This window comes from Pseudomonas sp. BF-R-19, from assembly GCF_019956445.1.
Classification (GTDB): domain Bacteria; phylum Pseudomonadota; class Gammaproteobacteria; order Pseudomonadales; family Pseudomonadaceae; genus Aquipseudomonas; species Aquipseudomonas fluorescens_BH.
In genome coordinates this window covers 34,464-58,292 of the sequence record NZ_JAHBDN010000046.1, presented here as the reverse complement: position 1 = coordinate 58,292, position 23,829 = coordinate 34,464, and the positions used below count along the sequence as shown (strand labels likewise).

Annotated in this window: 35 protein-coding genes; 34 read left to right on the top strand and 1 reads right to left on the bottom strand. The window is 55.7% G+C overall.

All coding sequences use genetic code 11. The annotated features are described in order from the left end of the window. Nucleotides 1–195: 195 nt before the first annotated feature. The 34 genes from rpsL to bfr all read left to right on the top strand — a co-directional run bounded on the left by rpsL (nucleotide 196) and on the right by bfr (nucleotide 20,672). A complete protein-coding gene (rpsL, locus tag KGB28_RS11415; protein ID WP_003186084.1) occupies nucleotides 196–567 on the top strand; it encodes a 30S ribosomal protein S12 in 372 nt (123 codons plus the stop codon). 108 nt (nucleotides 568–675) lie between these two features. After that, nucleotides 676–1,149 (top strand): 30S ribosomal protein S7, encoded by a 474-nt coding sequence (gene rpsG, locus KGB28_RS11410; RefSeq protein ID WP_007994653.1) that lies wholly within the window; start codon nucleotides 676–678, stop codon nucleotides 1,147–1,149. A 30-nt stretch (nucleotides 1,150–1,179) separates the two neighbouring features. Then, a complete protein-coding gene (fusA, locus tag KGB28_RS11405; RefSeq protein ID WP_007994652.1) occupies nucleotides 1,180–3,285 on the top strand; it encodes an elongation factor G in 2,106 nt (701 codons plus the stop codon). A 30-nt stretch (nucleotides 3,286–3,315) separates the two neighbouring features. Continuing rightward, entirely contained in the window at nucleotides 3,316–4,509 is a 1,194-nt protein-coding gene (gene tuf / locus KGB28_RS11400; protein WP_008053875.1) for an elongation factor Tu, read from the top strand. Nucleotides 4,510–4,666: 157 nt separating this feature from the next. Next, nucleotides 4,667–4,978, top strand: coding sequence for a 30S ribosomal protein S10 (gene rpsJ, locus KGB28_RS11395; protein ID WP_003186070.1), 312 nt, complete (start codon nucleotides 4,667–4,669; stop codon nucleotides 4,976–4,978). 80 nt (nucleotides 4,979–5,058) lie between these two features. After that, nucleotides 5,059–5,694 (top strand): 50S ribosomal protein L3, encoded by a 636-nt coding sequence (gene rplC, locus KGB28_RS11390; protein ID WP_003186059.1) that lies wholly within the window; start codon nucleotides 5,059–5,061, stop codon nucleotides 5,692–5,694. A gap of 12 nt (nucleotides 5,695–5,706) precedes the next feature. Continuing rightward, on the top strand, nucleotides 5,707–6,309 hold the full coding sequence (rplD, locus tag KGB28_RS11385; protein ID WP_003228735.1) for a 50S ribosomal protein L4: 603 nt from the start codon (nucleotides 5,707–5,709) through the stop codon (nucleotides 6,307–6,309). Next, a complete protein-coding gene (gene rplW, locus KGB28_RS11380; protein ID WP_002555488.1) occupies nucleotides 6,306–6,605 on the top strand; it encodes a 50S ribosomal protein L23 in 300 nt (99 codons plus the stop codon). Before rplD ends, rplW begins: the two co-directional genes overlap by 4 nt. Before the next feature lie 14 nt (nucleotides 6,606–6,619). Next, nucleotides 6,620–7,444 carry a 50S ribosomal protein L2 gene (rplB, locus tag KGB28_RS11375; RefSeq protein ID WP_003176423.1) on the top strand — a complete coding sequence of 275 codons (825 nt, stop codon included), beginning with the start codon at nucleotides 6,620–6,622 and terminating at the stop codon, nucleotides 7,442–7,444. A 16-nt stretch (nucleotides 7,445–7,460) separates the two neighbouring features. Beyond that, entirely contained in the window at nucleotides 7,461–7,736 is a 276-nt protein-coding gene (gene rpsS, locus KGB28_RS11370) for a 30S ribosomal protein S19 (RefSeq protein ID WP_002555486.1), read from the top strand. An 11-nt stretch (nucleotides 7,737–7,747) separates the two neighbouring features. Next, nucleotides 7,748–8,080, top strand: a complete 333-nt coding sequence (gene rplV / locus KGB28_RS11365; RefSeq protein WP_003103908.1) for a 50S ribosomal protein L22 — start codon at nucleotides 7,748–7,750, stop codon at nucleotides 8,078–8,080. Between the two features lie 13 nt (nucleotides 8,081–8,093). Continuing rightward, entirely contained in the window at nucleotides 8,094–8,780 is a 687-nt protein-coding gene (gene rpsC, locus KGB28_RS11360; protein ID WP_008065719.1) for a 30S ribosomal protein S3, read from the top strand. Between the two features lie 12 nt (nucleotides 8,781–8,792). Further along, the gene (rplP, locus tag KGB28_RS11355) at nucleotides 8,793–9,206 is read left to right on the top strand and encodes a 50S ribosomal protein L16 (RefSeq protein ID WP_003228729.1); all 414 of its coding nucleotides are present in this window, start codon (nucleotides 8,793–8,795) and stop codon (nucleotides 9,204–9,206) included. Then, nucleotides 9,206–9,397 carry a 50S ribosomal protein L29 gene (rpmC, locus tag KGB28_RS11350; protein WP_002555481.1) on the top strand — a complete coding sequence of 64 codons (192 nt, stop codon included), beginning with the start codon at nucleotides 9,206–9,208 and terminating at the stop codon, nucleotides 9,395–9,397. The genes rplP and rpmC overlap by 1 nt, the downstream gene beginning before the upstream one ends. A 2-nt stretch (nucleotides 9,398–9,399) precedes the next feature. After that, nucleotides 9,400–9,666, top strand: a complete 267-nt coding sequence (gene rpsQ / locus KGB28_RS11345) for a 30S ribosomal protein S17 (RefSeq protein ID WP_003176419.1) — start codon at nucleotides 9,400–9,402, stop codon at nucleotides 9,664–9,666. A 23-nt stretch (nucleotides 9,667–9,689) separates the two neighbouring features. Further along, nucleotides 9,690–10,058, top strand: coding sequence for a 50S ribosomal protein L14 (gene rplN / locus KGB28_RS11340; protein WP_002555479.1), 369 nt, complete (start codon nucleotides 9,690–9,692; stop codon nucleotides 10,056–10,058). A gap of 11 nt (nucleotides 10,059–10,069) precedes the next feature. Then, complete coding sequence (gene rplX / locus KGB28_RS11335) at nucleotides 10,070–10,384, top strand: 50S ribosomal protein L24 (protein WP_003176416.1); 315 nt, start codon at nucleotides 10,070–10,072, stop codon at nucleotides 10,382–10,384. A gap of 22 nt (nucleotides 10,385–10,406) precedes the next feature. Continuing rightward, a complete protein-coding gene (rplE, locus tag KGB28_RS11330; protein WP_003210069.1) occupies nucleotides 10,407–10,946 on the top strand; it encodes a 50S ribosomal protein L5 in 540 nt (179 codons plus the stop codon). 13 nt (nucleotides 10,947–10,959) lie between these two features. Then, nucleotides 10,960–11,265, top strand: a complete 306-nt coding sequence (gene rpsN, locus KGB28_RS11325) for a 30S ribosomal protein S14 (protein ID WP_003176414.1) — start codon at nucleotides 10,960–10,962, stop codon at nucleotides 11,263–11,265. A gap of 209 nt (nucleotides 11,266–11,474) precedes the next feature. Further along, nucleotides 11,475–11,867: a 30S ribosomal protein S8 gene (rpsH, locus tag KGB28_RS11320; RefSeq protein WP_003186040.1), complete on the top strand. Its 393-nt coding sequence runs from the start codon at nucleotides 11,475–11,477 to the stop codon at nucleotides 11,865–11,867. A 12-nt stretch (nucleotides 11,868–11,879) separates the two neighbouring features. Next, nucleotides 11,880–12,413, top strand: coding sequence for a 50S ribosomal protein L6 (rplF, locus tag KGB28_RS11315; protein WP_003176412.1), 534 nt, complete (start codon nucleotides 11,880–11,882; stop codon nucleotides 12,411–12,413). A 10-nt stretch (nucleotides 12,414–12,423) separates the two neighbouring features. Then, nucleotides 12,424–12,774 (top strand): 50S ribosomal protein L18, encoded by a 351-nt coding sequence (gene rplR / locus KGB28_RS11310; RefSeq protein ID WP_003186037.1) that lies wholly within the window; start codon nucleotides 12,424–12,426, stop codon nucleotides 12,772–12,774. A 3-nt stretch (nucleotides 12,775–12,777) separates the two neighbouring features. After that, on the top strand, nucleotides 12,778–13,278 hold the full coding sequence (rpsE, locus tag KGB28_RS11305) for a 30S ribosomal protein S5 (RefSeq protein WP_003186035.1): 501 nt from the start codon (nucleotides 12,778–12,780) through the stop codon (nucleotides 13,276–13,278). A 2-nt stretch (nucleotides 13,279–13,280) separates the two neighbouring features. Continuing rightward, nucleotides 13,281–13,457, top strand: coding sequence for a 50S ribosomal protein L30 (gene rpmD / locus KGB28_RS11300; RefSeq protein WP_003176408.1), 177 nt, complete (start codon nucleotides 13,281–13,283; stop codon nucleotides 13,455–13,457). A gap of 3 nt (nucleotides 13,458–13,460) precedes the next feature. Further along, nucleotides 13,461–13,898: a 50S ribosomal protein L15 gene (gene rplO / locus KGB28_RS11295; RefSeq protein WP_003228720.1), complete on the top strand. Its 438-nt coding sequence runs from the start codon at nucleotides 13,461–13,463 to the stop codon at nucleotides 13,896–13,898. Next, nucleotides 13,899–15,227 (top strand): preprotein translocase subunit SecY, encoded by a 1,329-nt coding sequence (secY, locus tag KGB28_RS11290; protein ID WP_003228718.1) that lies wholly within the window; start codon nucleotides 13,899–13,901, stop codon nucleotides 15,225–15,227. Nucleotides 15,228–15,251: 24 nt separating this feature from the next. After that, a complete protein-coding gene (gene rpmJ / locus KGB28_RS11285) occupies nucleotides 15,252–15,368 on the top strand; it encodes a 50S ribosomal protein L36 (protein WP_002555468.1) in 117 nt (38 codons plus the stop codon). 130 nt (nucleotides 15,369–15,498) lie between these two features. After that, entirely contained in the window at nucleotides 15,499–15,855 is a 357-nt protein-coding gene (gene rpsM, locus KGB28_RS11280) for a 30S ribosomal protein S13 (RefSeq protein ID WP_009045849.1), read from the top strand. A 30-nt stretch (nucleotides 15,856–15,885) separates the two neighbouring features. Beyond that, complete coding sequence (gene rpsK, locus KGB28_RS11275) at nucleotides 15,886–16,275, top strand: 30S ribosomal protein S11 (RefSeq protein ID WP_002555466.1); 390 nt, start codon at nucleotides 15,886–15,888, stop codon at nucleotides 16,273–16,275. 18 nt (nucleotides 16,276–16,293) lie between these two features. Beyond that, a complete protein-coding gene (gene rpsD, locus KGB28_RS11270; RefSeq protein WP_003176404.1) occupies nucleotides 16,294–16,914 on the top strand; it encodes a 30S ribosomal protein S4 in 621 nt (206 codons plus the stop codon). A gap of 22 nt (nucleotides 16,915–16,936) precedes the next feature. After that, nucleotides 16,937–17,938 (top strand): DNA-directed RNA polymerase subunit alpha, encoded by a 1,002-nt coding sequence (locus KGB28_RS11265; protein WP_007970428.1) that lies wholly within the window; start codon nucleotides 16,937–16,939, stop codon nucleotides 17,936–17,938. Nucleotides 17,939–17,980: 42 nt separating this feature from the next. Then, a complete protein-coding gene (gene rplQ, locus KGB28_RS11260) occupies nucleotides 17,981–18,367 on the top strand; it encodes a 50S ribosomal protein L17 (protein WP_046041617.1) in 387 nt (128 codons plus the stop codon). A 237-nt stretch (nucleotides 18,368–18,604) separates the two neighbouring features. Then, complete coding sequence (locus KGB28_RS11255; RefSeq protein WP_223445012.1) at nucleotides 18,605–20,059, top strand: catalase; 1,455 nt, start codon at nucleotides 18,605–18,607, stop codon at nucleotides 20,057–20,059. A gap of 148 nt (nucleotides 20,060–20,207) precedes the next feature. Further along, nucleotides 20,208–20,672 (top strand): bacterioferritin, encoded by a 465-nt coding sequence (gene bfr, locus KGB28_RS11250; RefSeq protein WP_150726869.1) that lies wholly within the window; start codon nucleotides 20,208–20,210, stop codon nucleotides 20,670–20,672. A gap of 180 nt (nucleotides 20,673–20,852) precedes the next feature. On the opposite strand, the gene uvrA is transcribed toward bfr, so the two are convergent. Next, nucleotides 20,853–23,687 carry an excinuclease ABC subunit UvrA gene (gene uvrA / locus KGB28_RS11245; protein WP_223445010.1) on the bottom strand — a complete coding sequence of 945 codons (2,835 nt, stop codon included), beginning with the start codon at nucleotides 23,685–23,687 and terminating at the stop codon, nucleotides 20,853–20,855. Nucleotides 23,688–23,829 lie beyond the last annotated feature (142 nt).

The following is a 23,829-nucleotide window of genomic DNA, read 5'->3' as shown; positions in this document are numbered from 1 at the left end:
AGGCCCTGGTCACTCCGTTCATCGAATCGAGACAATTTGTCGAGATTGGATGAGCGGGGAGGGCGGGGCCTTGCCTTGACTGGGGACAAGATCCTCTTTAGACTCTTGTACCCCTAAATTTGGCGGGAACTCGTTCCTGCCATTTTGCTTTTCTTGCAAGACAATAGCGTCGCAAGACAACAGTGGAGCTAGTAGATGGCAACTATCAACCAGCTGGTACGTCAGCCGCGTAAGCGTATCGTCGAGAAATCCGACGTGCCTGCGCTGCAGAACTGCCCGCAACGCCGTGGCGTGTGCACCCGTGTGTACACCACCACGCCGAAAAAACCTAACTCGGCACTGCGTAAAGTATGCCGTGTGCGTCTGACCAACGGTTTCGAGGTTTCCTCGTACATCGGCGGTGAAGGCCACAACCTGCAAGAACACAGCGTGGTACTGATCCGCGGCGGTCGTGTAAAAGACTTGCCAGGTGTTCGTTACCACACCGTTCGCGGTTCGTTGGATACTTCCGGTGTTAAAGGTCGTAACCAGGGTCGTTCGAAGTACGGTACCAAGCGTCCGAAGTAATCGGCCGTTTTGCAGATTTTCATTTTATTGAGTCGATAAGAGTAAGGTCGGGCACGCATCCATAGGAGCTGTCCCGGGCTAACCTGAAGACCGTTTGAGGGCTTATCAATGCCAAGACGTCGCGTAGCAGCCAAGCGTGAGATTCTGGACGATCCGAAATACGGAAGCCAAATCCTCGCCAAATTCATGAACCACGTAATGGAAAGCGGCAAGAAAGCCGTTGCCGAGCGTATCGTTTATGGTGCCCTGGATACCGTGAAGGCTCGTAAGGCCGGCACCGATCCCCTGGAACTCTTCGAAAAAGCACTCGACGCCATCGCTCCGCTGGTCGAAGTGAAGTCGCGCCGCGTTGGTGGTGCTACTTACCAGGTTCCGGTCGAAGTTCGTCCTTCCCGTCGTAACGCTCTGGCAATGCGCTGGTTGGTAGACTACGCCCGCAAGCGCGGCGAGAAGTCTATGGCTCTGCGTTTGGCTGGCGAACTGTTGGACGCTGCCGAAGGTAAAGGTGCTGCAGTTAAGAAGCGTGAAGACGTTCACCGTATGGCTGAAGCCAACAAGGCTTTCTCGCACTACCGCTTCTAATTTTAGCGTCACTAATTTTGCGAGGGCTTTATGGCTCGTACAACACCGATTAATCGCTACCGTAACATTGGTATCGTTGCACACGTGGATGCTGGTAAAACCACCACCACTGAGCGCGTCCTTTTTTACACTGGCAAAAGTCACAAAATGGGCGAGGTGCATGACGGCGCCGCGACCACAGACTGGATGGTGCAGGAGCAGGAGCGTGGTATTACCATTACTTCTGCTGCTATTACCGCCTTCTGGCAGGGTTCTGCGAAGCAGCACAAGGACCAGTACCGTTTCAACGTCATCGATACCCCGGGCCACGTAGACTTCACTATTGAAGTTGAACGTTCCCTGCGCGTACTCGACGGCGCGGTCGTTGTGTTCTGTGGCACTTCCGGCGTTGAACCTCAGTCCGAAACCGTATGGCGTCAAGCCAACAAGTACGGTGTTCCACGTATCGTTTACGTGAACAAGATGGACCGTGCCGGTGCGAACTTCCTGCGCGTGATCGCTCAGATCAAGCAGCGTCTGGGTCACACTCCGGTGCCTATCCAGCTGGCTATCGGTTCCGAAGACAACTTCCAGGGTCAGATCGATCTGATGACCATGGAAGCCGTTTACTGGAACGACGCCGACAAGGGTATGACTCCTCGTCGTGAAGCCATCCCTGCTGAACTGCAGGAACTGGCTGAAGAGTGGCGCAACAACATGGTTGAGGCTGCGGCCGAAGCCAGCGAAGAACTGATGAACAAGTACCTTGAAGGTGAAGAACTCACCATCGAGGAAATCAAGGGTGCTCTGCGTCAGCGTACTATCGCTGGTGAGATCGTTCTGGCTGTTTGCGGTTCTTCCTTCAAGAACAAGGGTGTTCCCCTGGTTCTCGACGCCGTTATCGACTACCTGCCGGCTCCAACCGACATTCCTGCCATCAAGGGTACTGACCCGGATGATGAGGAAAAGCAAATGGAGCGTCATGCAGACGACAACGAGCCGTTCTCGGCTCTGGCGTTCAAGATCGCTACCGACCCATTCGTGGGTACCTTGACTTTCGTCCGTGTTTACTCGGGCGTGTTGGCCTCCGGCGACGGCGTGATCAACTCGGTCAAAGGCAAGAAAGAGCGCGTGGGCCGTATGGTGCAGATGCACGCAAACGCCCGTGAAGAGATCAAGGAAGTACGCGCTGGTGACATCGCGGCCCTGATCGGCATGAAGGACGTCACCACTGGTGAAACCTTGTGCAACGCTGACAAGCCAATCATCCTGGTTCGCATGGACTTCCCGGAGCCGGTTATTTCGGTTGCCGTTGAGCCTAAAACCAAGGATGACCAGGAAAAAATGGGTATCGCTCTGGGCAAACTTGCTCAGGAAGACCCGTCTTTCCGCGTCAAGACTGATGAAGAGACTGGTCAAACGATCATCTCTGGCATGGGCGAGTTGCACCTGGACATCCTGGTTGACCGGATGCGCCGTGAGTTCAACGTCGAAGCCAACATCGGTAAGCCTCAGGTTTCGTATCGTGAACGCATCACGAAGAATTGCGAAATCGAAGGCAAGTTCGTTCGTCAGTCCGGCGGTCGTGGCCAGTTCGGCCATTGCTGGATCCGTTTTGCTCCTGCTGACGAAGGTCAGGAAGGTCTGCAATTCGTGAACGAAGTAGTGGGTGGTGTGGTTCCTAAGGAATACATCCCGGCTATCCAGAAGGGTATCGAAGAGCAGATGAAGAACGGCGTAGTTGCCGGCTATCCGCTGATCGGCCTGAAGGCTACCGTGTTTGATGGTTCTTACCACGACGTCGACTCGAACGAGATGGCGTTTAAGGTGGCTGCTTCCATGGCGACCAAGCAACTGGCCCAGAAGGGCGGTGGTGAGTTGCTCGAGCCGATCATGGCGGTAGAGGTTGTTACGCCTGAAGACTATATGGGTGACGTGATGGGCGACCTTAACCGTCGTCGCGGCATGATTCTGGGTATGGAAGACACGGTCTCCGGTAAGGTGATCCGTGCTGAAGTTCCGTTGGGCGAGATGTTCGGTTATGCGACCGACGTTCGTTCGATGTCCCAGGGTCGCGCAAGCTACTCTATGGAATTCAAAAAATACAATACAGCTCCGTCGCACATCGTCGAAACTGTAACCAAAAAACAAGGCTGATTCAGTCCTTTAGGCAAGGAGTTAATTGTCGTGGCTAAAGAAAAATTTGATCGTTCCCTACCGCACGTCAACGTTGGCACCATCGGTCACGTTGACCACGGTAAAACCACTCTGACCGCAGCTCTGACTCGCGTTTGCTCCGAAGTTTTCGGTTCCGCAATCGTTGATTTCGATAAAATCGACAGCGCTCCAGAAGAAAAAGCTCGTGGTATCACCATCAACACCGCGCACGTCGAGTACAACTCGAAGATCCGTCACTACGCTCACGTTGACTGCCCAGGTCACGCTGACTATGTGAAGAACATGATCACCGGTGCTGCCCAGATGGACGGCGCGATCCTGGTTTGCTCGGCCGCTGATGGTCCGATGCCGCAAACCCGTGAGCACATCCTGCTGTCCCGTCAGGTAGGCGTTCCGTACATCGTGGTTTTCCTGAACAAGGCTGACCTGGTAGACGACGCTGAGCTGCTGGAACTGGTCGAGATGGAAGTTCGCGACCTGCTGTCCACCTACGACTTCCCGGGCGATGACACTCCAATCATCATCGGTTCGGCTCGTATGGCGCTGGAAGGCAAAGACGACAACGAAATGGGCACCACTGCCGTTCGTAAACTGGTTGAAACTCTGGACAGCTACATCCCAGAACCAGAGCGTGCTATCGACAAGCCATTCCTGATGCCAATCGAAGACGTATTCTCGATCTCGGGTCGTGGTACTGTTGTGACTGGTCGTATCGAGCGCGGTATCGTTCGCGTTCAAGATGCACTGGAAATCGTTGGTCTGCGTGACACCACCACCACCACCTGCACTGGTGTTGAAATGTTCCGCAAGCTGCTCGACGAAGGTCGTGCTGGCGAGAACTGCGGCGTTCTGCTGCGTGGTACCAAGCGTGACGACGTTGAGCGTGGCCAGGTTCTGGTTAAGCCGGGTTCGGTTAAGCCGCACACCAAGTTCACCGCAGAAGTTTACGTTCTGAGCAAAGAAGAAGGCGGTCGTCACACTCCGTTCTTCAAAGGCTACCGTCCACAGTTCTACTTCCGTACTACTGACGTGACTGGTAACTGCCAGCTGCCAGAAGGCGTTGAAATGGTAATGCCAGGTGATAACATCCAGATGGAAGTTACCCTGATCAAGACCATCGCAATGGAAGACGGCCTGCGTTTCGCTATCCGTGAAGGCGGTCGTACCGTCGGCGCTGGCGTCGTAGCCAAAATCATCGAGTAAGCATCTCTTTTGAGATAGCTTCGATGCTTTGAAAGGCCCCCGCTCAGCGGGGGCTTTTTTATTGGGTTGACACCCATCTGGGGCGTCTATAGAATTGCGCCTCCTTTTAACGGGCGTATTGCGCTCGGTGGGAATAGCAGCCGGAGTCTGAAATCCAATGCAAAATCAGCAAATCCGTATCAGGTTGAAGGCTTTCGACCATCGCCTGATCGACCAATCAACCCAGGAAATCGTGGAAACCGCGAAACGTACTGGTGCTCAAGTGCGTGGTCCAATTCCACTGCCTACCCGTAAAGAGCGGTTCACCGTTCTGGTCTCCCCGCACGTCAACAAAGACGCGCGTGACCAGTACGAGATCCGTACTCATAAGCGCGTTCTGGACATCGTCCAGCCAACGGATAAAACCGTTGATGCTCTTATGAAGCTTGATCTTGCGGCCGGTGTGGAAGTGCAGATCAGCCTCGGCTAAGACTCGGTCTTAGTCGTGTAACGCTCTGAAATGGGCGGCCATAGCGGGTGAAAGCCCCGTACACTCATGAGGTTTACAACATGACTATTGGTGTAGTCGGTCGTAAATGCGGTATGACCCGTATTTTCACCGAAGAAGGTGTCTCCATTCCGGTCACGGTCATTGAGATCGAACCGAATCGCGTCACCCAGTTCAAAACTGAAGAGACCGATGGCTATCGTGCAGTGCAAGTCACTGTCGGCGAGCGTCGTGCTTCGCGTGTAACAGCAGCTCAGGCTGGCCACTTCGCTAAAGCGAACGTTGCCGCTGGTCGTACCGTAATGGAATTCCGCCTTGAAGAAGGCGAGTACCAGGCCGGCGATCTGATCAACGCTGAAATCTTCGCCGCTGGTCAACTGGTTGATGTAACCGGTCAGTCCAAGGGTAAAGGCTTCCAGGGTACGATCAAGCGTTGGAATTTCCGCGGGCAAGATAACACCCACGGTAACTCCGTATCCCACCGCGTTCCAGGCTCTATCGGCCAGTGCCAGACTCCTGGTCGTGTATTCAAGGGCAAAAAAATGTCCGGTCATATGGGCGCTGAGCGCGTGACCGTGCAGTCCCTCGAAGTAGTGCGCGTGGACGCTGAACGCAATCTGTTGTTGGTCAAGGGCGCTGTTCCTGGCGCTACTGGCGGCAACTTGGTTGTACGTCCAGCAGCCAAGGCTCGCGGTTAAGGGGAAGCTGACATGCAATTAAATGTAAATGACGCTCAAGCGATCGAAGTTTCCGAACTGACATTTGGCGGCGAATTCAACGAGACGCTGGTTCACCAAGCAGTCGTAGCCTACATGGCTGGCGGTCGTCAGGGTTCCAAGCAGCAAAAGACCCGTTCCGACGTTCGTGGTGGCGGTAAGCGCCCATGGCGTCAGAAAGGTACTGGCCGTGCTCGTGCCGGTACTATCCGTAGCCCAATCTGGCGTGGCGGCGGTACCACTTTCGCAGCTCGTCCTCAGGATCACTCCCAGAAGCTGAACAAGAAGATGTATCGCGCAGCAATGCGTTCCATCCTTGCTGAGCTGGTGCGTACTGATCGTCTGGTCGTGGTTCAGGATTTCGCCGTTGAAACGCCGAAAACCAAAGACCTGCTGGGCAAACTGAACAACATGAGCCTGACCGACGTTCTGATCGTGTCCGACGCTGTTGATCAGAACCTGTACCTGGCTGCTCGTAACCTGCCACACGTAGATGTACGTGACGTGCAAGGTTCCGATCCAGTTAGTCTGATCGCATACGACAAGGTGTTGATCACCGTGTCGGCCGTGAAGAAATTCGAGGAGCTGCTGGGATGAACCAGGAACGCGTATTTAAAGTTCTGCTTGGCCCGCACGTTTCCGAGAAGGCTACGGTTCTGGCAGACAAGAAAGGCCAGTTCGTTTTCAAGGTTGCTACCGACGCAACCAAGCTGGAAATCAAGAAGGCCGTCGAAAGCCTGTTCAGCGTGAAAGTAGAGCGTGTTACTACCCTGAATGTTCTGGGTAAGAGCAAGCGCACTGCTCGCGGTCTGGGCAAGCGTAATGACTGGAAGAAGGCAGTTATCTCCCTTCAGCCAGGCCAAGATCTCGATTTCAGCAGCAGTGCTGAGTAAGGAAGGGGTGCATCATGGCAATCGTTAAATGCAAACCGACTTCCCCTGGCCGCCGTTTTGTGGTCAAGGTGGTCAACCAGGAGCTGCATAAAGGCGCTCCTCACGCACCGCTGCTCGAGAAGAAATCGAAGACTGGTGGTCGTAACAACAATGGCCGTATTACCACTCGTCACATCGGTGGTGGTCATAAGCAGCATTATCGTCTGGTCGACTTCCGTCGCAACGACAAAGATGGCATCTCTGCCACTGTCGAGCGTATCGAATACGATCCAAACCGTACTGCTCACATCGCTCTGCTGCTGTACGCAGATGGCGAGCGTCGCTACATCATCGCCCCTAAAGGCGTGAGCGCTGGCGACCAGCTGATCGCAGGTGCCCTGGCACCGATCAAGCCGGGCAACGCTCTGCAACTGCGCAACATTCCAGTTGGTAGCACCGTACACGGCATCGAATTGAAGCCAGGTAAAGGCGCTCAGATCGCTCGTTCCGCTGGTGCTTCGGCTCAGCTGATCGCTCGTGAAGGCGTGTACGTTACCCTGCGTCTGCGTTCCGGTGAAATGCGTAAAGTCCTGGCTGAATGCCGTGCGACCCTGGGCGAAGTCTCGAACTCCGAGCACAGCCTGCGTTCGCTGGGTAAAGCTGGTGCCAAACGCTGGCGTGGCGTTCGCCCAACCGTTCGTGGTGTTGCCATGAACCCGGTTGACCACCCACATGGTGGTGGTGAAGGTCGTACCTCTGGTGGTCGTCATCCGGTATCGCCATGGGGCTTCCCGACTAAGGGCGCGAAGACTCGTGGTAATAAGCGTACCGACAAAATGATCGTCCGTCGTCGCAAGTAAATAGAGGGATACGACAGTGCCACGTTCTCTGAAAAAAGGTCCTTTTATCGATCTTCACCTACTGAAGAAGATCGAAGTGGCGGCGGAAAAGAACGATCGCAAACCGGTGAAAACCTGGTCGCGTCGTTCGATGATCCTGCCACAAATGGTCGGTCTGACCATCGCAGTACACAACGGTCGTCAGCACGTCCCAGTTCTCGTGAACGAAGACATGGTCGGCCACAAACTGGGCGAGTTCGCCGGTACCCGCACTTATCGCGGGCACGTGGCAGACAAGAAAGCCAAGCGTTAAGGGGTTAGGAAATGGAAGTAGCCGCTAAGTTGTCGGGCGCTCGAATCTCCGCCCAGAAAGCCCGCTTGGTCGCCGACCAGATCCGCGGGAAGAAGGTGGGCGAAGCGCTCAACCTGTTGGCTTTCAGCAGTAAGAAAGCCGCCGAGATCATGAAGAAAGTGCTGGAGTCGGCCGTAGCCAACGCCGAGCATAACGAAGGCGCAGACGTTGATGACCTGAAGGTCAGCACCGTTTTCGTCAACGAAGGGCGTTCGCTGAAGCGCATCATGCCACGTGCCAAAGGCCGTGCTGATCGCATCGTCAAGCGGTCTTGCCATATCACTGTCAAGGTTGCTGACAAGTAACGGAGTCGAAGAGATGGGTCAGAAAGTACATCCCATTGGCATTCGCCTGGGAATCGTCAAGGAGCACACCTCCGTCTGGTACGCAGACGGTCGGACTTATGCGGACTATTTGCTCGCAGATCTGAAGGTGCGTGAGTATCTCCAAGACAAACTAAAAAGCGCGTCCGTAAGCCGTATCGATATCCATCGTCCGGCCCAAACTGCACGTATCACCATCCACACCGCTCGTCCAGGTATCGTTATCGGGAAGAAAGGTGAAGATGTTGAGAAACTGCGTCAGGACCTGACCAAGCAAATGGGTGTGCCTGTGCACATCAATATCGAAGAGATCCGCAAGCCGGAGCTCGACGGTATGCTGGTTGCGCAGAGCGTAGCTCAGCAGCTGGAGCGTCGTGTAATGTTCCGTCGCGCTATGAAGCGCGCCGTACAGAACGCCATGCGCATTGGTGCCAAAGGCATCAAAATCCAAGTGAGCGGTCGTCTCGGCGGTGCTGAAATCGCACGTACTGAATGGTATCGCGAAGGTCGTGTGCCATTGCACACCCTGCGTGCCGACATCGACTATGCCAACTACGAAGCTCACACCACTTACGGTGTGATCGGTGTAAAGGTTTGGATCTTCAAAGGCGAAGTAATTGGTGGTCGCCAAGAAGAACTGAAACCACAAGCACCAGCGCCTCGTAAAAAAGCTGCTAAGTAAGGGGTACGCCAAATGTTGCAACCAAAGCGTACGAAGTTCCGCAAGCAAATGACTGGTCACAACCGTGGCCTGGCATTGCGCGGTAGCAAAGTCAGCTTCGGCGAGTTCGCGCTGAAGTCTGTTGCTCGTGGTCGTCTCACCGCTCGTCAGATCGAGTCAGCGCGTCGTGCTCTGACCCGTCACGTTAAACGTGGCGGCAAGATCTGGATCCGTGTATTCCCGGACAAGCCTATTTCCAAGAAGCCACTCGAAGTTCGGATGGGTAAAGGTAAGGGTAACGTCGAATACTGGGTTGCCCAGATTCAGCCAGGCAAAGTCCTGTATGAAATCGAGGGTGTTTCTGAAGAGCTGGCGCGTGAGGCTTTCGCCCTGGCTGCTGCAAAGCTGCCGCTCGCCACCTCCTTTGTTAAACGGACGGTGATGTGATGAAAGCGAATGAACTTCGTGAAAAATCCGCACAGCAGCTGAACGAGCAACTGCTCGGCTTGCTGCGCGACCAGTTCAATCTGCGTATGCAGAAAGCAACTGGCCAGTTGGGGCAGTCTCATCTGCTCTCGCAAGTTAAGCGTGACATCGCTCGCGTGAAGACTGTGCTCAACCAGCAGGCAGGTAAGTAATCATGGCTGAAGCCGAAAAAACTGTCCGTACGCTGACTGGCCGTGTTGTCAGCGACAAGATGGACAAAACCATCACCGTTCTGATCGAGCGTCGCGTTAAGCACCCGATCTACGGTAAATACGTTAAGCGTTCGACTAAGCTGCACGCGCACGACGAAACCAATCAGTGCCACATCGGCGACAAAGTCACTATTCGTGAAACTCGTCCTTTGGCCAAGACCAAGTCTTGGGCGCTGGTTGATGTTCTCGAACGCGCTGTGGAAGTCTAAGGACTAGGGGTCGGAGAAATTATATGATTCAGACTCAATCCATGCTCGATGTGGCCGATAACAGCGGCGCTCGCCGCGTTATGTGCATCAAGGTGCTGGGTGGCTCCCATCGTCGTTACGCTGGTATCGGTGACATCATCAAAGTTACCGTCAAGGAAGCAATTCCTCGCGGTAAAGTGAAAAAAGGCCAAGTGATGACTGCTGTTGTAGTCCGCACTCGTCACGGCGTACGTCGTGCTGATGGCTCCATTATCCGCTTTGATGGCAACGCTGCTGTTCTGTTGAACAACAAGCAAGAGCCGATCGGCACCCGTATCTTTGGGCCAGTGACCCGTGAACTTCGTACTGAGAAGTTCATGAAGATCGTCTCGCTCGCCCCAGAAGTGCTGTAAGGAGATCCGACATGCAAAAGATTCGTCGTGACGACGAGATCATCGTGATCGCCGGCAAAGACAAAGGTAAGCGCGGTAAGGTGCTTAAGGTTCTCGCTAACAACCGTTTGGTTATTGGTGGTCTGAACCTGGTCAAGCGTCATACCAAGCCTAACCCGATGTCGGGCGTGCAGGGCGGTATCGTCGAAAAAGAAGCTCCTCTGGATGCTTCTAACGTCGCCATTTTCAACGGCGAAACCAACAAGGCTGACCGCGTTGGTTTCAAAGTAGAAGACGGCAAGAAAATTCGTGTCTTCAAGTCGACCCAAAAAGCGGTTGATGCTTGAACACTGCTAGGTAGATGAGACCATGGCACGACTAAAAGAGATTTACCGGAAGGAAATTGCTCCGAAACTTAAGGAAGAACTTAAGCTTTCGAACGTGATGGAAGTTCCGCGCGTTACCAAAATCACCCTGAACATGGGTCTGGGCGAAGCGATCGGCGACAAAAAAGTCATCGAGCACGCTGTTGCTGACCTGGAAAAGATCACCGGCCAGAAAGTCGTTGTGACCTACGCTCGCAAATCCATCGCTGGCTTTAAAGTCCGTGAAGGTTGGCCGATCGGCGTCAAAGTGACCCTGCGCCGTGAGCGTATGTACGAGTTCCTGGATCGTCTGCTGTCGATCTCCCTGCCTCGGGTTCGCGACTTCCGCGGCCTGAATGCCAAGTCCTTCGATGGTCGTGGCAACTACAGCATGGGCGTGAAAGAGCAGATCATCTTCCCGGAAATCGACTACGACAAGATCGATGCTCTCCGCGGTCTGGACATCACCCTGACCACCACTGCCAAGAACGATGATGAAGGCCGCGCTCTGCTGCGTGCGTTCAAATTCCCGTTCCGCAACTGATTGGAGTAGGACCATGGCCAAGATGAGCATGAAAAACCGCGAGCTGAAGCGTCAGCTCACGGTTGCCAAGTACGCCAAGAAGCGTGCAGCACTGAAAGCTATCATCGTTGATCTGAACGCAAGTCCAGAAGCGCGTTGGGAAGCTACAGTAGCCCTGCAGAAGCAGCCACGTGACGCAAGCGCTTCGCGCATGCGTAACCGCTGCCGCCTGACCGGTCGTCCACACGGCGTTTACCGCAAGTTCGGCCTCGGCCGTAACAAGCTGCGTGAAGCTGCCATGCGTGGTGACGTACCGGGTCTGGTTAAAGCCAGCTGGTAAGTACTGTCAAAGTCTCGGTGTCCAGGATCGCAAGATCCTGACCACCGGTGGCCTTGAATCTGAATCAAGCCCCTTTTGGGGCTTGATTCATTTCTGGGGTGTGTCTAGAATACCCGGCTCGCCTGAGCCCGTGTTTTTCATGCTCGGAGATTCTCGGCGACACGTAATAGCCGCAAGGCTAATTTTTTTGTATTAGGAGCGTCTAGCCCATGAGTATGCAGGACCCGTTAGCGGACATGCTAACTCGTATCCGTAATGCCCAGATGGCTGAAAAGTCCGTCGTAAGCATGCCATCTTCCACGTTGAAGGTAGCTGTTGCCAAAGTCCTGAAGGACGAAGGTTACATTGCGGGTTATCAGATCAGCAGCGAAATCAAACCACTGCTGTCCATCGAGCTGAAGTACTTCGAAGGCCGTCCGGTTATCGAAGAAGTGAAGCGCGTTAGCCGTCCAGGCCTGCGTCAGTACAAGTCCGTCGATGATCTGCCAAAAGTTCGTGGCGGTCTCGGTGTGTCTATCGTCTCCACCAACAAGGGTGTGATGACTGATCGTGCTGCGCGCGCTGCCGGTGTCGGCGGCGAAGTTCTTTGCACTGTGTTCTAAGGGGGGATAAGCATGTCTCGCGTCGCTAAGAACCCCGTTAAGCTGCCAGCCGGTGTCGAAGTAAAATTCGCAGGCCAACAGCTTTCGGTGAAGGGTGCCAAGGGCACTCTCGAACTGAACATCCATTCGTCCGTTGAGATCGTTGAAGAAGCTGGTGAGCTGCGTTTCGCTGCTCGCAATGGCGATCAACAAACTCGCGCAATGGCTGGTACCACTCGTGCGTTGGTAAACAACATGGTCCAAGGCGTAAGCCAAGGCTTCGAGCGCAAGCTCCAGCTGGTCGGTGTTGGTTACAAAGCGCAAGCAAAAGGCACAGTGCTGAACCTGGCTCTTGGCTTCTCGCACCCAGTGGATTACGAACTGCCGGAAGGCATCACCGCTGAGACTCCTAGCCAGACCGATATCCTGATCAAGGGCATCGACAAGCAGCTGGTAGGTCAAGTGGCCGCCGAGATCCGCGACTTCCGTCCACCAGAGCCGTACAAAGGCAAAGGTGTGCGCTACGCGGACGAAGTCGTCCGTCGTAAAGAAGCCAAGAAGAAGTAGGGCATAGCAAATGACCGACAAAAAAGTTACTCGACTGCGTCGCGCTCGCAAAGCACGCCTGAAAATGCACGAACTCGAAGTCGTGCGTCTCTGCGTGTTCCGCTCTTCGCAGCACATCTACGCCCAGGTCATTTCGGCCGACGGCAACAAAGTCCTGGCAAGCGCCTCGACTTTGGATAAAGAACTGCGTGATGGTGCCACCGGCAACATCGACGCGGCCACTAAGGTTGGCCAGCTGGTCGCTACGCGTGCTAAGGCCGCTGGCGTCTCGCAAGTGGCTTTCGACCGCTCTGGCTTCAAGTACCACGGCCGCGTTAAAGCGCTGGCTGATGCTGCTCGTGAAGCTGGGCTGGAGTTCTAAGTTATGTCAAATAACGACCAAAAGCGCGACGAAGGCTACATTGAGAAGCTGGTTCAAGTTAACCGCGTAGCCAAAACCGTTAAAGGCGGCCGTATCTTCACTTTCACCGCGTTGACCGTGGTTGGTGATGGTAAAGGGCGTGTTGGCTTCGGCCGTGGCAAGTCGCGTGAAGTGCCTGCTGCGATCCAGAAGGCAATGGAAGCTGCTCGCCGCAACATGATTCAAGTTGACCTGAACGGCACTACTCTGCAGTACGCAATGAAGTCCGCTCACGGCGCTTCGAAGGTGTACATGCAGCCTGCTTCTGAAGGTACCGGTATCATCGCTGGCGGCGCTATGCGTGCTGTCCTCGAAGTTGCTGGCGTTCAGAACGTTCTGGCCAAGTGCTACGGCTCGACTAACCCGGTAAACGTGGTTCACGCCACTTTCAAGGGTTTGAAAGCAATGCAGTCTCCTGAATCCATTGCCGCCAAGCGTGGCAAAAGCGTCAAGGAGATCTTCTGATCATGGCTACCGTAAAAGTAACGCTGATCAAAAGCATGACCGGCCGCATCCCTAACCACAAACTGTGCGTTAAGGGTCTGGGTCTGCGTCGCATCGGTCACACTGTAGAAGTCCAGGATACTCCCGAGAATCGCGGGATGATCAACAAGGCTTACTACATGCTGCGTGTCGAGGGTTAATCGATGAAACTCAATGATCTGAGTCCAGCGCCGGGTTCCCGTCGCGAAAAGCATCGTCCGGGCCGTGGTATCGGTAGCGGTTTGGGTAAGACTGGTGGCCGTGGTCACAAGGGTCAGACCTCCCGCTCCGGTGGCACCATTGCTCCAGGCTTTGAAGGCGGTCAACAGCCGCTGCATCGTCGCCTGCCGAAGTTCGGTTTCGTTTCCCTGAAAGCCATGGATCGCGCAGAAGTGCGTCTGTCCGAGCTGGCTAAAGTGGAAGGCGACATCGTCACCGTGCAGTCCCTGAAAGATGCCAACGTGATCAACGTCAACGTACAGCGTGTGAAAATCATGCTGTCCGGTGAAGTGACTCGCGCTGTCACTATCGGCAAGGGAATCGGCGCCACCAAAGGTGCGCGTGCGGCTATCGAAGCAGCTGGCGGCAAGTTCGAGGAATAAATGGCTAAGCAAGGTGCTCTCTCTGCGCTCGGCAAAGGCGGTATGTCTGAACTCTGGGCTCGTCTGCGTTTTCTGTTCCTGGCGATTATCGTCTACCGAATAGGCGCACACATCCCGGTTCCAGGTATCAACCCGGACCGACTCGCGGACCTGTTTCGACAGAATGAGGGGACCATTCTTAGCTTGTTCAACATGTTTTCCGGCGGCGCGCTGGAGCGGATGAGCATCTTTGCACTGGGGATCATGCCGTACATCTCGGCATCGATCATCATGCAACTGATGACAGCCGTCAGCCCGCAGCTGGAGCAGTTGAAGAAGGAAGGTGAAGCTGGCCGTCGCAAGATCAGCCAGTACACCCGCTACGGCACTGTCGTCCTCGCTCTCGTCCAGGCCATTGGCATGTCCATTGGTCTGGCGGGGCAGGGCGTTGCGTTCACTGGTGACTTTGGCTTCCATTTCGTCGCGGTATCCACGTTTGTGGCTGGTGCGATGTTCATGATGTGGCTGGGTGAGCAGATTACTGAGCGTGGTGTTGGCAACGGTATCTCGATGTTGATTTTTTCGGGTATCGTCGCCGGTCTTCCGAGAGCGATCGGGCAGTCTTTCGAGTCTGCACGTCAGGGTGATATCAACATCTTCGCCCTGGTTGCCATCGGTTTGCTGGCAGTAGCGATTATCGGTTTCGTGGTGTTCATTGAGCGTGGTCAGCGTCGTATTGCTGTTCACTACGCCAAGCGTCAGCAGGGCCGCAAGGTCTTCGCTGCGCAGACCAGCCACTTGCCGCTGAAGGTGAACATGGCCGGTGTTATTCCGGCTATTTTCGCGAGCAGCATTTTGCTGTTCCCGGCTTCGTTGGGTGCCTGGTTCGGTCAGTCTGAAGGTATGGGCTGGTTGCAGGACATCTCGCAGTCGATCGCTCCTGGTCAGCCGTTGAATATTCTGCTGTTTAGTGCAGGGATTATTTTCTTCTGCTTCTTCTATACGGCGTTGATGTTCAATCCGAAAGACGTAGCGGAAAACCTGAAGAAGTCCGGTGCCTTTATTCCGGGCATCCGTCCAGGTGAGCAGTCTGCGCGCTACATTGATGGCGTTCTGACTCGCTTGACCATGTTCGGTGCTCTTTACATGACGGCCGTCTGCCTGTTGCCCCAGTTCCTGGTGGTTGCAGCCAACGTACCGTTCTACCTTGGCGGGACCTCGTTGCTGATCGTCGTCGTGGTTGTGATGGACTTCATGTCCCAAGTACAATCGCACCTCGTTTCGCACCAGTACGAATCCCTGATGAAGAAAGCCAACCTGAAGGGTTACGGCAGCGGCATGCTGCGCTGACCCATAAGGTTCGAGGAGTTGGTGATGAAAGTTCGTGCATCGGTGAAAAAGCTGTGCCGTAACTGCAAGATTATTCGCCGCGAAGGTGTTGTTCGAGTAATTTGCAGCGCGGAACCGCGTCACAAACAGCGCCAAGGCTGAGTGTGATTGTGCTTCAAGCCCGGCAGCTAGTGCGCTGCCGGGTTGATTATTTGTTATTACAGCGATATTATCTCGCGCCCTATTTCTTGGCTTCCGGGGCGTAGGTAGCTGTCAATTGGAGTCCCACTGAATGGCCCGTATTGCAGGCGTTAACATTCCAGATAACAAGCATACTGTTATCTCGCTGACCTACATCTATGGTGTCGGTCGCACTACTGCACAGAAAATTTGTGCAGAGACTGGGGTAAACCCAGCAGCAAAGATCAAAGATCTGAGCGACGAGCAAATTGAACAGCTGCGTGGCGAAGTGGCGAAGTTCACCACTGAAGGTGACCTGCGTCGCGAAATCAACATGAAAATCAAGCGCTTGATGGACCTCGGTTGCTATCGCGGTCTGCGTCATCGTCGCGGTCTTCCAGTACGCGGTCAGCGTACCAAGACCAACGCGCGTACCCGTAAAGGTCCGCGTAAGCCGATCCGCAAGTAATCGCCCCAGCGAATCGACAGGAATTTAATCATGGCAAAACCTGCTGCTCGTCCTCGTAAAAAAGTTAAAAAGACAGTGGTTGATGGCATCGCCCACATCCATGCATCTTTTAACAACACCATCGTGACCATCACCGACCGTCAAGGTAACGCTCTTTCCTGGGCTACCTCCGGTGGTTCGGGTTTCCGCGGTTCCCGCAAGTCCACCCCGTTCGCTGCTCAAGTAGCTGCTGAACGTGCTGGTCAAGCTGCGCTGGAATACGGCCTGAAAAACCTCGACGTCAACGTCAAAGGTCCAGGTCCAGGTCGTGAATCCGCAGTCCGCGCTTTGAACGGCTGTGGCTACAAGATCGCCAGCATCACCGACGTGACGCCAATCCCGCACAACGGGTGCCGTCCGCCGAAGAAGCGCCGCGTGTAATCCAGGAGATTGTAAAGAATGGCTCGTTACATTGGTCCAAAATGCAAACTCGCTCGTCGCGAAGGCACCGATCTCTTCCTGAAGAGCGGCGTGCGCGCGATCGAATCGAAGTGCAACATTGAAGCAGCACCTGGTATCCACGGCCAACGCCGCGGTCGCCAGTCCGACTACGGCACCCAACTGCGTGAAAAGCAGAAGGTCCGTCGTATCTACGGCGTTCTCGAGCGTCAATTCAGCGGCTACTACAAAGAAGCTGCTGGCAAGAAAGGTGCAACCGGTGAAAACCTGCTGCAACTGCTCGAATGCCGTCTGGACAACGTTGTATACCGTATGGGCTTTGGTTCGACTCGTGCCGAATCCCGTCAGCTGGTATCGCACAAGTCGATCAGCGTAAACGGTCAGACCGTTAACGTTCCGTCCTACCAGGTTCGTGCTGGTGACGTGGTCGCTGTTCGCGAGAAAGCAAAAAATCAACTTCGCATTGTCCAAGCTCTCGATCTGTGTGCCCAACGTGGCCGCGTAGAATGGGTAGAAGTAGACACTGAGAAGAAGTCGGGCGTTTTCAAGAACGTTCCAGCTCGCAGTGATCTGTCCGCCGACATCAACGAAAGCCTGATTGTCGAGCTCTACTCCAAGTAAGGGCTAGAAAATAGGTGCATCCATGCAGATTTCGGTAAATGAGTTCCTGACACCCCGCCACATTGATGTGCAGGTTGTCAGTCCAACCCGCGCCAAGATCACTCTCGAGCCTCTCGAGCGTGGCTTTGGCCATACCCTGGGCAACGCGCTGCGCCGCATCCTGTTGTCCTCAATGCCCGGCTGTGCAGTAGTCGAGGCCGAGATTGACGGTGTGCTCCACGAGTACAGCGCCATCGAAGGTGTACAGGAAGACGTAATTGAAATCCTGTTGAACCTTAAAGGTCTGGCTATCAAGCTGCACGGTCGTGACGAAGTTACGCTGACCTTGTCGAAGAAGGGTTCGGGGGTGGTTACCGCTGCCGATATTCAGCTGGATCATGATGTCGAGATCGTTAATCCCGATCACGTAATCGCTAACCTGGCGTCTAACGGCGCCCTGAACATGAAGCTCGTAGTAGCTCGTGGTCGTGGTTATGAACCGGCAGATTCGCGTCAGAGCGATGAAGACGAAAGCCGCAGCATCGGTCGCTTGCAGCTTGACTCTTCGTTCAGCCCGGTTCGCCGTATCGCATACGTGGTGGAAAACGCCCGTGTCGAGCAGCGTACTAACCTGGACAAGCTGGTTATTGATCTGGAAACCAACGGTACTCTGGATCCTGAAGAGGCAATTCGCCGCGCTGCAACCATCCTGCAACAGCAGTTGGCTGCGTTCGTCGACCTCAAGGGTGACAGTGAGCCAGTGGTTGTCGAGCAGGAAGACGAGATCGATCCGATCCTGCTTCGCCCGGTTGACGATCTGGAACTGACTGTACGTTCGGCTAACTGCCTTAAGGCGGAAAACATCTACTACATCGGCGACCTGATTCAGCGTACCGAAGTAGAGCTGTTGAAGACTCCGAACCTGGGCAAGAAATCCTTGACTGAAATCAAGGACGTTCTGGCCTCCCGCGGTCTGTCCCTCGGCATGCGCCTCGACAACTGGCCGCCTGCAAGTCTTAAGAAGGACGACAAGGCGACTGCCTGATCGTCGTAATCACCGAACGTAGTGTTTGGTAAGGAATGAACCATGCGTCATCGTAAAAGTGGTCGTCACCTGAGCCGCACCAGCTCGCACCGCAAGGCCATGTTCCAAAACATGGCGGTGTCGCTGTTCGAGCACGAGCTGATCAAAACTACTCTGCCAAAAGCTAAAGAACTGCGCCGCGTTGCCGAGCCGCTGATCACTTTGGCCAAGATAGATAGCGTTGCTAACCGCCGTCTGGCTTTCGACCGTACTCGTTCGAAAGCTATCGTTGGTAAGCTCTTCAACGACCTGGGCAAGCGTTACGCTACCCGTGAGGGTGGCTACCTGCGCATCCTCAAGTGCGGTTTCCGCGCTGGCGACAACGCGCCTATGGCGTACGTCGAGTTGGTTGATCGTGCTACTGCCGGCGAAGCTGTATCTGCCGAGTAAGACGTCAGTCTGAAACAAAGAACCGGGCCTAGTGCCCGGTTTTTTGTGCCTGTAAGAAACGCGCCGTTTGTACAAGCGTCTCCTTCGTCCACGTCGTCATGATGTGATGGGGATGATCATTAGTTTTTCTCTATCGATGTCTGCAAGTTAATGAATTTGTGGCTGTCATATTGATGATCAATACTCCTTCTCAGCCGATAGCCGGCAGTTCAAGACCGACAGAGGAAGGAAGATCGCATGAGCCAAAACAAAACGCTTACCACCGCCAGTGGCGCTCCTGTTGCCGATAACCAGAATTCCCGTTCCGCCGGCCCTCGTGGCCCACTGCTGCTCGACGACTTTCACCTGATCGAGAAGCTTGCCCACTTCAACCGTGAAAACATCCCTGAGCGCCGTGTACACGCCAAAGGCTCGGGTGCCTACGGTACGTTCACCGTGACGCGCGATATCACTCAATACACCGGCGCGAAGCTGTTTGAGGCAGTCGGCAAGCAAACCCCGACTTTCCTGCGGTTTTCCACCGTGGGCGGTGAGCGTGGTTCGGCCGATACCGAGCGTGATCCGCGCGGCTTTGCCCTGAAGTTTTACACCGAGGAAGGCAACTGGGACATCGTTGGCAACAACACCCCCGTGTTCTTCATTCGTGATCCACTGAAGTTTCCGGACTTTATCCACACCCAGAAGCGTTTGCCGCAAAGCAACCTGAAGAGTGCCCAGGCGATGTGGGACTTCTGGTCGCATTCGCCCGAGGCGCTGCACCAGGTCACCATCCTGTTCTCCGACCGGGGTATCCCTGACGGATACCGCCACATGCATGGCTTTGGCAGCCACACTTACAGCCTCATCAACGCTCAAGGTGAGCGTCACTGGGTGAAGTGGCACTACAAGACCAAACAGGGGATCAAGAACCTTGCTCCTGCTGAGGCGGCACGCCTGGCGGGTACTGATGCGGATTACGCCCAGCGCGACCTGTTCAATGCCATCGAGCAGGGTGATTTCCCGAAATGGCGCGTGTGCATTCAGATCATGAGCGAGGCTCAGGCGGCGGCGCACTACGAGAACCCGTTTGATGTCACCAAAACCTGGTCGCAGAAAGAGTTTCCACTGATTGAAATCGGAGAACTTGAGCTCAATCGCAATCCGCAGAACTACTTCGCGGAAGTCGAGCAAGCGGCGTTCGGTCCCAGCAATATGGTTCCAGGCGTCGGTCTGTCGCCGGATCGTATGCTGCAAGGTCGGGTCTTCGCCTACGCGGACGCTCATCGCTACCGTGTCGGCACCAATCACCAGCAGTTGCCCGTCAACGCTCCGCGGAGTCCGGTCAATACTTACCAGCGCGATGGTTCGATGGCTTTTGGCAGCAATGGCGGTGCGACGCCGAACTACGAGCCGAACAGCTACGTTGAGTCGCCGAAGCAGGCGCCTCGTTACGCAGAGCCCGCGTTGGCCCTTAGTGGTGCCGCCGATCGTTACGACCACCGTGAAGACACTGATTACTACAGTCACGCCGGCGCGTTGTTCCGCTTGATGACTGAAGAGCAGAAATCACTGCTGGTCAGCAACATCGCCGGGGCGATGGCGGGTGTGTCGAGTGATGTGGTTGACCGTCAGTTGCAGCATTTCTACAAGGCTGACCCGGCGTATGGAGAAGCAATCGCAAAGCTGCTCAACGTACAGCTTAACGAAGTCTAAATGAGAAGCAGAACCGCCCTTGTTTGGGCGGTTTTTGCGTTATTTCAACCTGTTTTCTCAGAATATCTTCGCTTTTATTGCGTGTTACGAGTGACGATAAGGGCATGTTGGTTCAAACTACAACTTTCAAGCAGGGAGATGTAGGGCGATGCAAGGCCACCCAGATGTGATCGATTACCTCAACACGTTGCTGACCGGCGAACTGGCCGCGCGTGATCAATATTTCGTCCACTCGCGGATGTATGAGGACTGGGGTTTCACCAAGCTCTACGAACGAATCAACCACGAGATGGAAGAAGAAGCAGGGCACGCTGATGCCTTGATGCGCCGGATTCTGATGCTCGAAGGCACGCCGCGCATGCGTGCGGACGATCTCGATGTCGGCACCACGGTGACCGAGATGCTCGAAGCGGATTTGCGCCTGGAGTACAAGGTGCGGGCTGCGCTGTGCAAGGGCATCAAGCTCTGCGAGCAGCACAAGGACTACGTCAGCCGCGAAATGCTGCGGGTTCAATTGCATGACACCGAAGAAGATCACACCTACTGGCTGGAGAAGCAGTTGGGTCTGATCAAGTTGATCGGGCTTGAGAACTACCTGCAATCCCACACCTGATTGCATAGGGGGAAGCCCCAACGTCTTTTGTAGGAGCGAGCTTGCTCGCGAAAAATCTGAAGACGCTGCGTTATCGTTTACGACCTTCGTCGGAACGCCGCCCGGAGCAAGCTCGCTCCTACAGATACAAAAAAGCCCCTGTCACTGATGAAGTGACAGGGGCTTTTTCATGGGGCGCGGTTAAGCCCGATCGCGTTCCAGCAGCGGCTTGAGGTAGTAACCGGTATGGGATTGCTTCATCTCTGACACTTCCTCCGGCGTGCCGACGGCAATGATCTGCCCGCCCTTGGAACCACCCTCCGGACCCAGGTCCACCAGCCAGTCAGCGGTCTTGATCACGTCCAGGTTGTGTTCGATCACTACCACTGTGTTGCCGTGGTCGCGCAGGCGATGCAACACGTCCAGCAGTTGCTGGATATCCGCGAAGTGCAGCCCGGTGGTGGGTTCGTCGAGGATGTACAGGGTCTTGCCGGTATCGCGCTTGGACAGCTCGCGGGACAGTTTCACCCGCTGGGCTTCACCGCCGGACAGCGTGGTCGCCGATTGCCCCAGCTTGATGTACGACAGGCCGACGTCCATCAACGTTTGCAGCTTGCGCGCCAGGGCCGGTACGGCATCGAAGAACACCCGCGCTTCCTCGATGGTCATCTCGAGGGTCTCGTGGATGCTCTTGCCCTTGTACTTGATCTCCAGGGTCTCGCGGTTGTAACGCTTGCTCTTGCACACGTCGCAGGGCACGTAGATGTCCGGCAGGAAGTGCATCTCGACTTTGATCAGGCCGTCGCCCTGGCAGGCCTCGCAGCGGCCGCCCTTGACGTTGAAGGAGAAGCGCCCCGGCCCGTAGCCCCGGGAGCGGGACTCCGGTACGCCGGCGAACAACTCGCGGATCGGTGTGAACAATCCGGTGTAGGTAGCCGGGTTGGAACGCGGTGTACGGCCAATCGGGCTCTGGTCGATGTCGACGACCTTGTCCAGGTGCTCCAGGCCCTTGATGCTGTCGTGGACGGCCGCTTCAAGGGTAGTGGCGCCATTCAGCGCCGTGGCGCTCAATGGGAACAGGGTGTTGTTGATCAGTGTCGACTTGCCGGAGCCAGACACGCCGGTGACACAGGTCAGCAGGCCGATCGGAATCTCCAGGTCGACATTGCGCAGGTTGTTGCCGCGCGCGCCCTTGAGCGATAGCGACAGCTTCTTGTTGCGCGGCGTGCGCTTGGCCGGGACTTCGATCTTCACCCGGCCCGACAGGTATTTGCCCGTCAGCGAGTCCGGGTGCGCCATGACCTCGGCCGGTGTGCCTTCGGCGACGATATGCCCGCCGTGCACGCCAGCGCCCGGGCCGATGTCCACCACGTAGTCGGCCAGACGGATCGCGTCTTCGTCGTGCTCGACCACGATCACCGTGTTACCGATATCGCGCAGATGCTTGAGGGTGCCCAGCAGCCGGTCGTTATCGCGCTGATGCAGGCCGATGGAGGGTTCGTCGAGGATGTACAGGACGCCCACCAGGCCGGCACCAATCTGGCTGGCCAGGCGAATACGCTGGGCCTCGCCACCGGACAAGGTGTCCGCGCTGCGATCCAGCGACAGATAGTCGAGGCCGACGTTGACCAGGAACTGCAGGCGCTCGCGGATTTCCTTGAGGATCTTGTCGGCGATTTCGCCACGCCGGCCGGTGAGCTTGAGCCCGCCAAAATAATCGGACGCATCGCCGATCGGCAGGTTGGTCACCGCCGGCAGGGTTTTCTCGCCGACCCACACATGCCGCGCCTCACGCCGCAGACGGGTGCCGCGGCAGTCCGGGCACGACTGGGTGCTGAGGAACTTGGCCAGTTCTTCGCGCACCGATGCCGATTCGGTTTCGCGGTAACGGCGTTCCAGGTTCGGCACGATGCCTTCGAACGGGTGCGAGCGTTTGACGATATCGCCACGGTCGTTCAGGTATTTGAAGTCGACGTTTTGCGAACCGCTGCCGTGCAGGATGAATTTCTGCTGATCGGCCGGCAGTTCGTTGAACGGTACTTCGAGGCTGAACTTGTAGTGCGAGGCCAGCGAGCCGAGCATCTGGAAGTAGTAGACGTTGCGCCGGTCCCAGCCACGAATCGCCCCTTCGGCCAGGGTCAGTTCGCCATTGACCAGGCGCTTGATGTCGAAGAACTGCTTCACCCCCAGACCATCACAGGTCGGGCAAGCGCCGGCCGGGTTGTTGAAGGAGAACAGCTTGGGTTCCAGTTCGCTGATCGCGTGGCCGCAGATCGGGCAGGCGAAACGCGCGGAGAAGATCATCTCTTCACCCGGCTCGTCGTCCATCGGCGCCACCAGGGCGATGCCGTCCGCCAGTTTCAGCGCGGTCTCGAAGGATTCGGCCAGGCGTTGTTGCAGGTCGGCGCGAACCTTGAAGCGGTCGACCACGACATCGATGGTGTGTTTTTTCTGCTTGTCGAGCTTGGGTGCTTCGTCCAGCTCATAGAGCTTGCCGTTGATCCGGGCGCGGACGAAGCCCTGTGCGCGCAGCTCTTCGAAAACCGACAGGTGCTCGCCTTTGCGCTCGCGGATGACCGGCGCCAACAGCATCAGCTTACTGCCCTCCGGTTCGGCGAGGACCAGGTCGACCATCTGGCTGACGGTCTGCGCTTCCAGCGGGATGTCGTGATCCGGGCAACGGGGAATACCCACGCGCGCATACAGCAGGCGCAGGTAGTCGTAGATTTCGGTGATCGTGCCGACCGTCGAGCGCGGGTTGTGCGAGGTCGATTTCTGCTCGATAGAGATCGCCGGCGACAGGCCTTCGATGGTGTCGACGTCGGGCTTTTCCATCATCGACAGGAACTGCCGGGCGTAGGCCGACAGCGATTCGACGTAGCGGCGCTGACCTTCGGCGTACAGGGTGTCGAAAGCCAGAGACGACTTGCCGGAGCCGGACAGGCCGGTGATGACGATCAGCTTGTCCCGTGGCAGGGTCAGGTCGATGTTCTTCAGGTTGTGGGTTCGAGCCCCACGAATCAGGATCTTGTCCAAGGTGGCCTCGCTCGGCGGGCGTCGAAAACGTAGGAGTATACGGCCAAATACTGGATGGATGCACACTATCAAGCGAGTGGGCTACTGTCTTACATGAAGAGTGTGTCAGCAATGCGCGTCAAAGCGTCGCGATATACCCTGC

What these genes read in the sequence shown, in the direction of transcription:
- rpsL (WP_003186084.1), top strand. Translation starts at nt 196, where the DNA reads ATGGCAACTATCAACCAGCTGGTACGTCAGCCGCGTAAGCGTATCGTC.
- rpsG (WP_007994653.1), top strand. Translation starts at nt 676, where the DNA reads ATGCCAAGACGTCGCGTAGCAGCCAAGCGTGAGATTCTGGACGATCCG.
- fusA (WP_007994652.1), top strand. Translation starts at nt 1,180, where the DNA reads ATGGCTCGTACAACACCGATTAATCGCTACCGTAACATTGGTATCGTT.
- rpsJ (WP_003186070.1), top strand. Translation starts at nt 4,667, where the DNA reads ATGCAAAATCAGCAAATCCGTATCAGGTTGAAGGCTTTCGACCATCGC.
- rplC (WP_003186059.1), top strand. Translation starts at nt 5,059, where the DNA reads ATGACTATTGGTGTAGTCGGTCGTAAATGCGGTATGACCCGTATTTTC.
- rplD (WP_003228735.1), top strand. Translation starts at nt 5,707, where the DNA reads ATGCAATTAAATGTAAATGACGCTCAAGCGATCGAAGTTTCCGAACTG.
- rplW (WP_002555488.1), top strand. Translation starts at nt 6,306, where the DNA reads ATGAACCAGGAACGCGTATTTAAAGTTCTGCTTGGCCCGCACGTTTCC.
- rplB (WP_003176423.1), top strand. Translation starts at nt 6,620, where the DNA reads ATGGCAATCGTTAAATGCAAACCGACTTCCCCTGGCCGCCGTTTTGTG.
- rplV (WP_003103908.1), top strand. Translation starts at nt 7,748, where the DNA reads ATGGAAGTAGCCGCTAAGTTGTCGGGCGCTCGAATCTCCGCCCAGAAA.
- rpsC (WP_008065719.1), top strand. Translation starts at nt 8,094, where the DNA reads ATGGGTCAGAAAGTACATCCCATTGGCATTCGCCTGGGAATCGTCAAG.
- rplP (WP_003228729.1), top strand. Translation starts at nt 8,793, where the DNA reads ATGTTGCAACCAAAGCGTACGAAGTTCCGCAAGCAAATGACTGGTCAC.
- rpmC (WP_002555481.1), top strand. Translation starts at nt 9,206, where the DNA reads ATGAAAGCGAATGAACTTCGTGAAAAATCCGCACAGCAGCTGAACGAG.
- rpsQ (WP_003176419.1), top strand. Translation starts at nt 9,400, where the DNA reads ATGGCTGAAGCCGAAAAAACTGTCCGTACGCTGACTGGCCGTGTTGTC.
- rplN (WP_002555479.1), top strand. Translation starts at nt 9,690, where the DNA reads ATGATTCAGACTCAATCCATGCTCGATGTGGCCGATAACAGCGGCGCT.
- rplX (WP_003176416.1), top strand. Translation starts at nt 10,070, where the DNA reads ATGCAAAAGATTCGTCGTGACGACGAGATCATCGTGATCGCCGGCAAA.
- rplE (WP_003210069.1), top strand. Translation starts at nt 10,407, where the DNA reads ATGGCACGACTAAAAGAGATTTACCGGAAGGAAATTGCTCCGAAACTT.
- rpsN (WP_003176414.1), top strand. Translation starts at nt 10,960, where the DNA reads ATGGCCAAGATGAGCATGAAAAACCGCGAGCTGAAGCGTCAGCTCACG.
- rpsH (WP_003186040.1), top strand. Translation starts at nt 11,475, where the DNA reads ATGAGTATGCAGGACCCGTTAGCGGACATGCTAACTCGTATCCGTAAT.
- rplF (WP_003176412.1), top strand. Translation starts at nt 11,880, where the DNA reads ATGTCTCGCGTCGCTAAGAACCCCGTTAAGCTGCCAGCCGGTGTCGAA.
- rplR (WP_003186037.1), top strand. Translation starts at nt 12,424, where the DNA reads ATGACCGACAAAAAAGTTACTCGACTGCGTCGCGCTCGCAAAGCACGC.
- rpsE (WP_003186035.1), top strand. Translation starts at nt 12,778, where the DNA reads ATGTCAAATAACGACCAAAAGCGCGACGAAGGCTACATTGAGAAGCTG.
- rpmD (WP_003176408.1), top strand. Translation starts at nt 13,281, where the DNA reads ATGGCTACCGTAAAAGTAACGCTGATCAAAAGCATGACCGGCCGCATC.
- rplO (WP_003228720.1), top strand. Translation starts at nt 13,461, where the DNA reads ATGAAACTCAATGATCTGAGTCCAGCGCCGGGTTCCCGTCGCGAAAAG.
- secY (WP_003228718.1), top strand. Translation starts at nt 13,899, where the DNA reads ATGGCTAAGCAAGGTGCTCTCTCTGCGCTCGGCAAAGGCGGTATGTCT.
- rpmJ (WP_002555468.1), top strand. Translation starts at nt 15,252, where the DNA reads ATGAAAGTTCGTGCATCGGTGAAAAAGCTGTGCCGTAACTGCAAGATT.
- rpsM (WP_009045849.1), top strand. Translation starts at nt 15,499, where the DNA reads ATGGCCCGTATTGCAGGCGTTAACATTCCAGATAACAAGCATACTGTT.
- rpsK (WP_002555466.1), top strand. Translation starts at nt 15,886, where the DNA reads ATGGCAAAACCTGCTGCTCGTCCTCGTAAAAAAGTTAAAAAGACAGTG.
- rpsD (WP_003176404.1), top strand. Translation starts at nt 16,294, where the DNA reads ATGGCTCGTTACATTGGTCCAAAATGCAAACTCGCTCGTCGCGAAGGC.
- KGB28_RS11265 (WP_007970428.1), top strand. Translation starts at nt 16,937, where the DNA reads ATGCAGATTTCGGTAAATGAGTTCCTGACACCCCGCCACATTGATGTG.
- rplQ (WP_046041617.1), top strand. Translation starts at nt 17,981, where the DNA reads ATGCGTCATCGTAAAAGTGGTCGTCACCTGAGCCGCACCAGCTCGCAC.
- KGB28_RS11255 (WP_223445012.1), top strand. Translation starts at nt 18,605, where the DNA reads ATGAGCCAAAACAAAACGCTTACCACCGCCAGTGGCGCTCCTGTTGCC.
- bfr (WP_150726869.1), top strand. Translation starts at nt 20,208, where the DNA reads ATGCAAGGCCACCCAGATGTGATCGATTACCTCAACACGTTGCTGACC.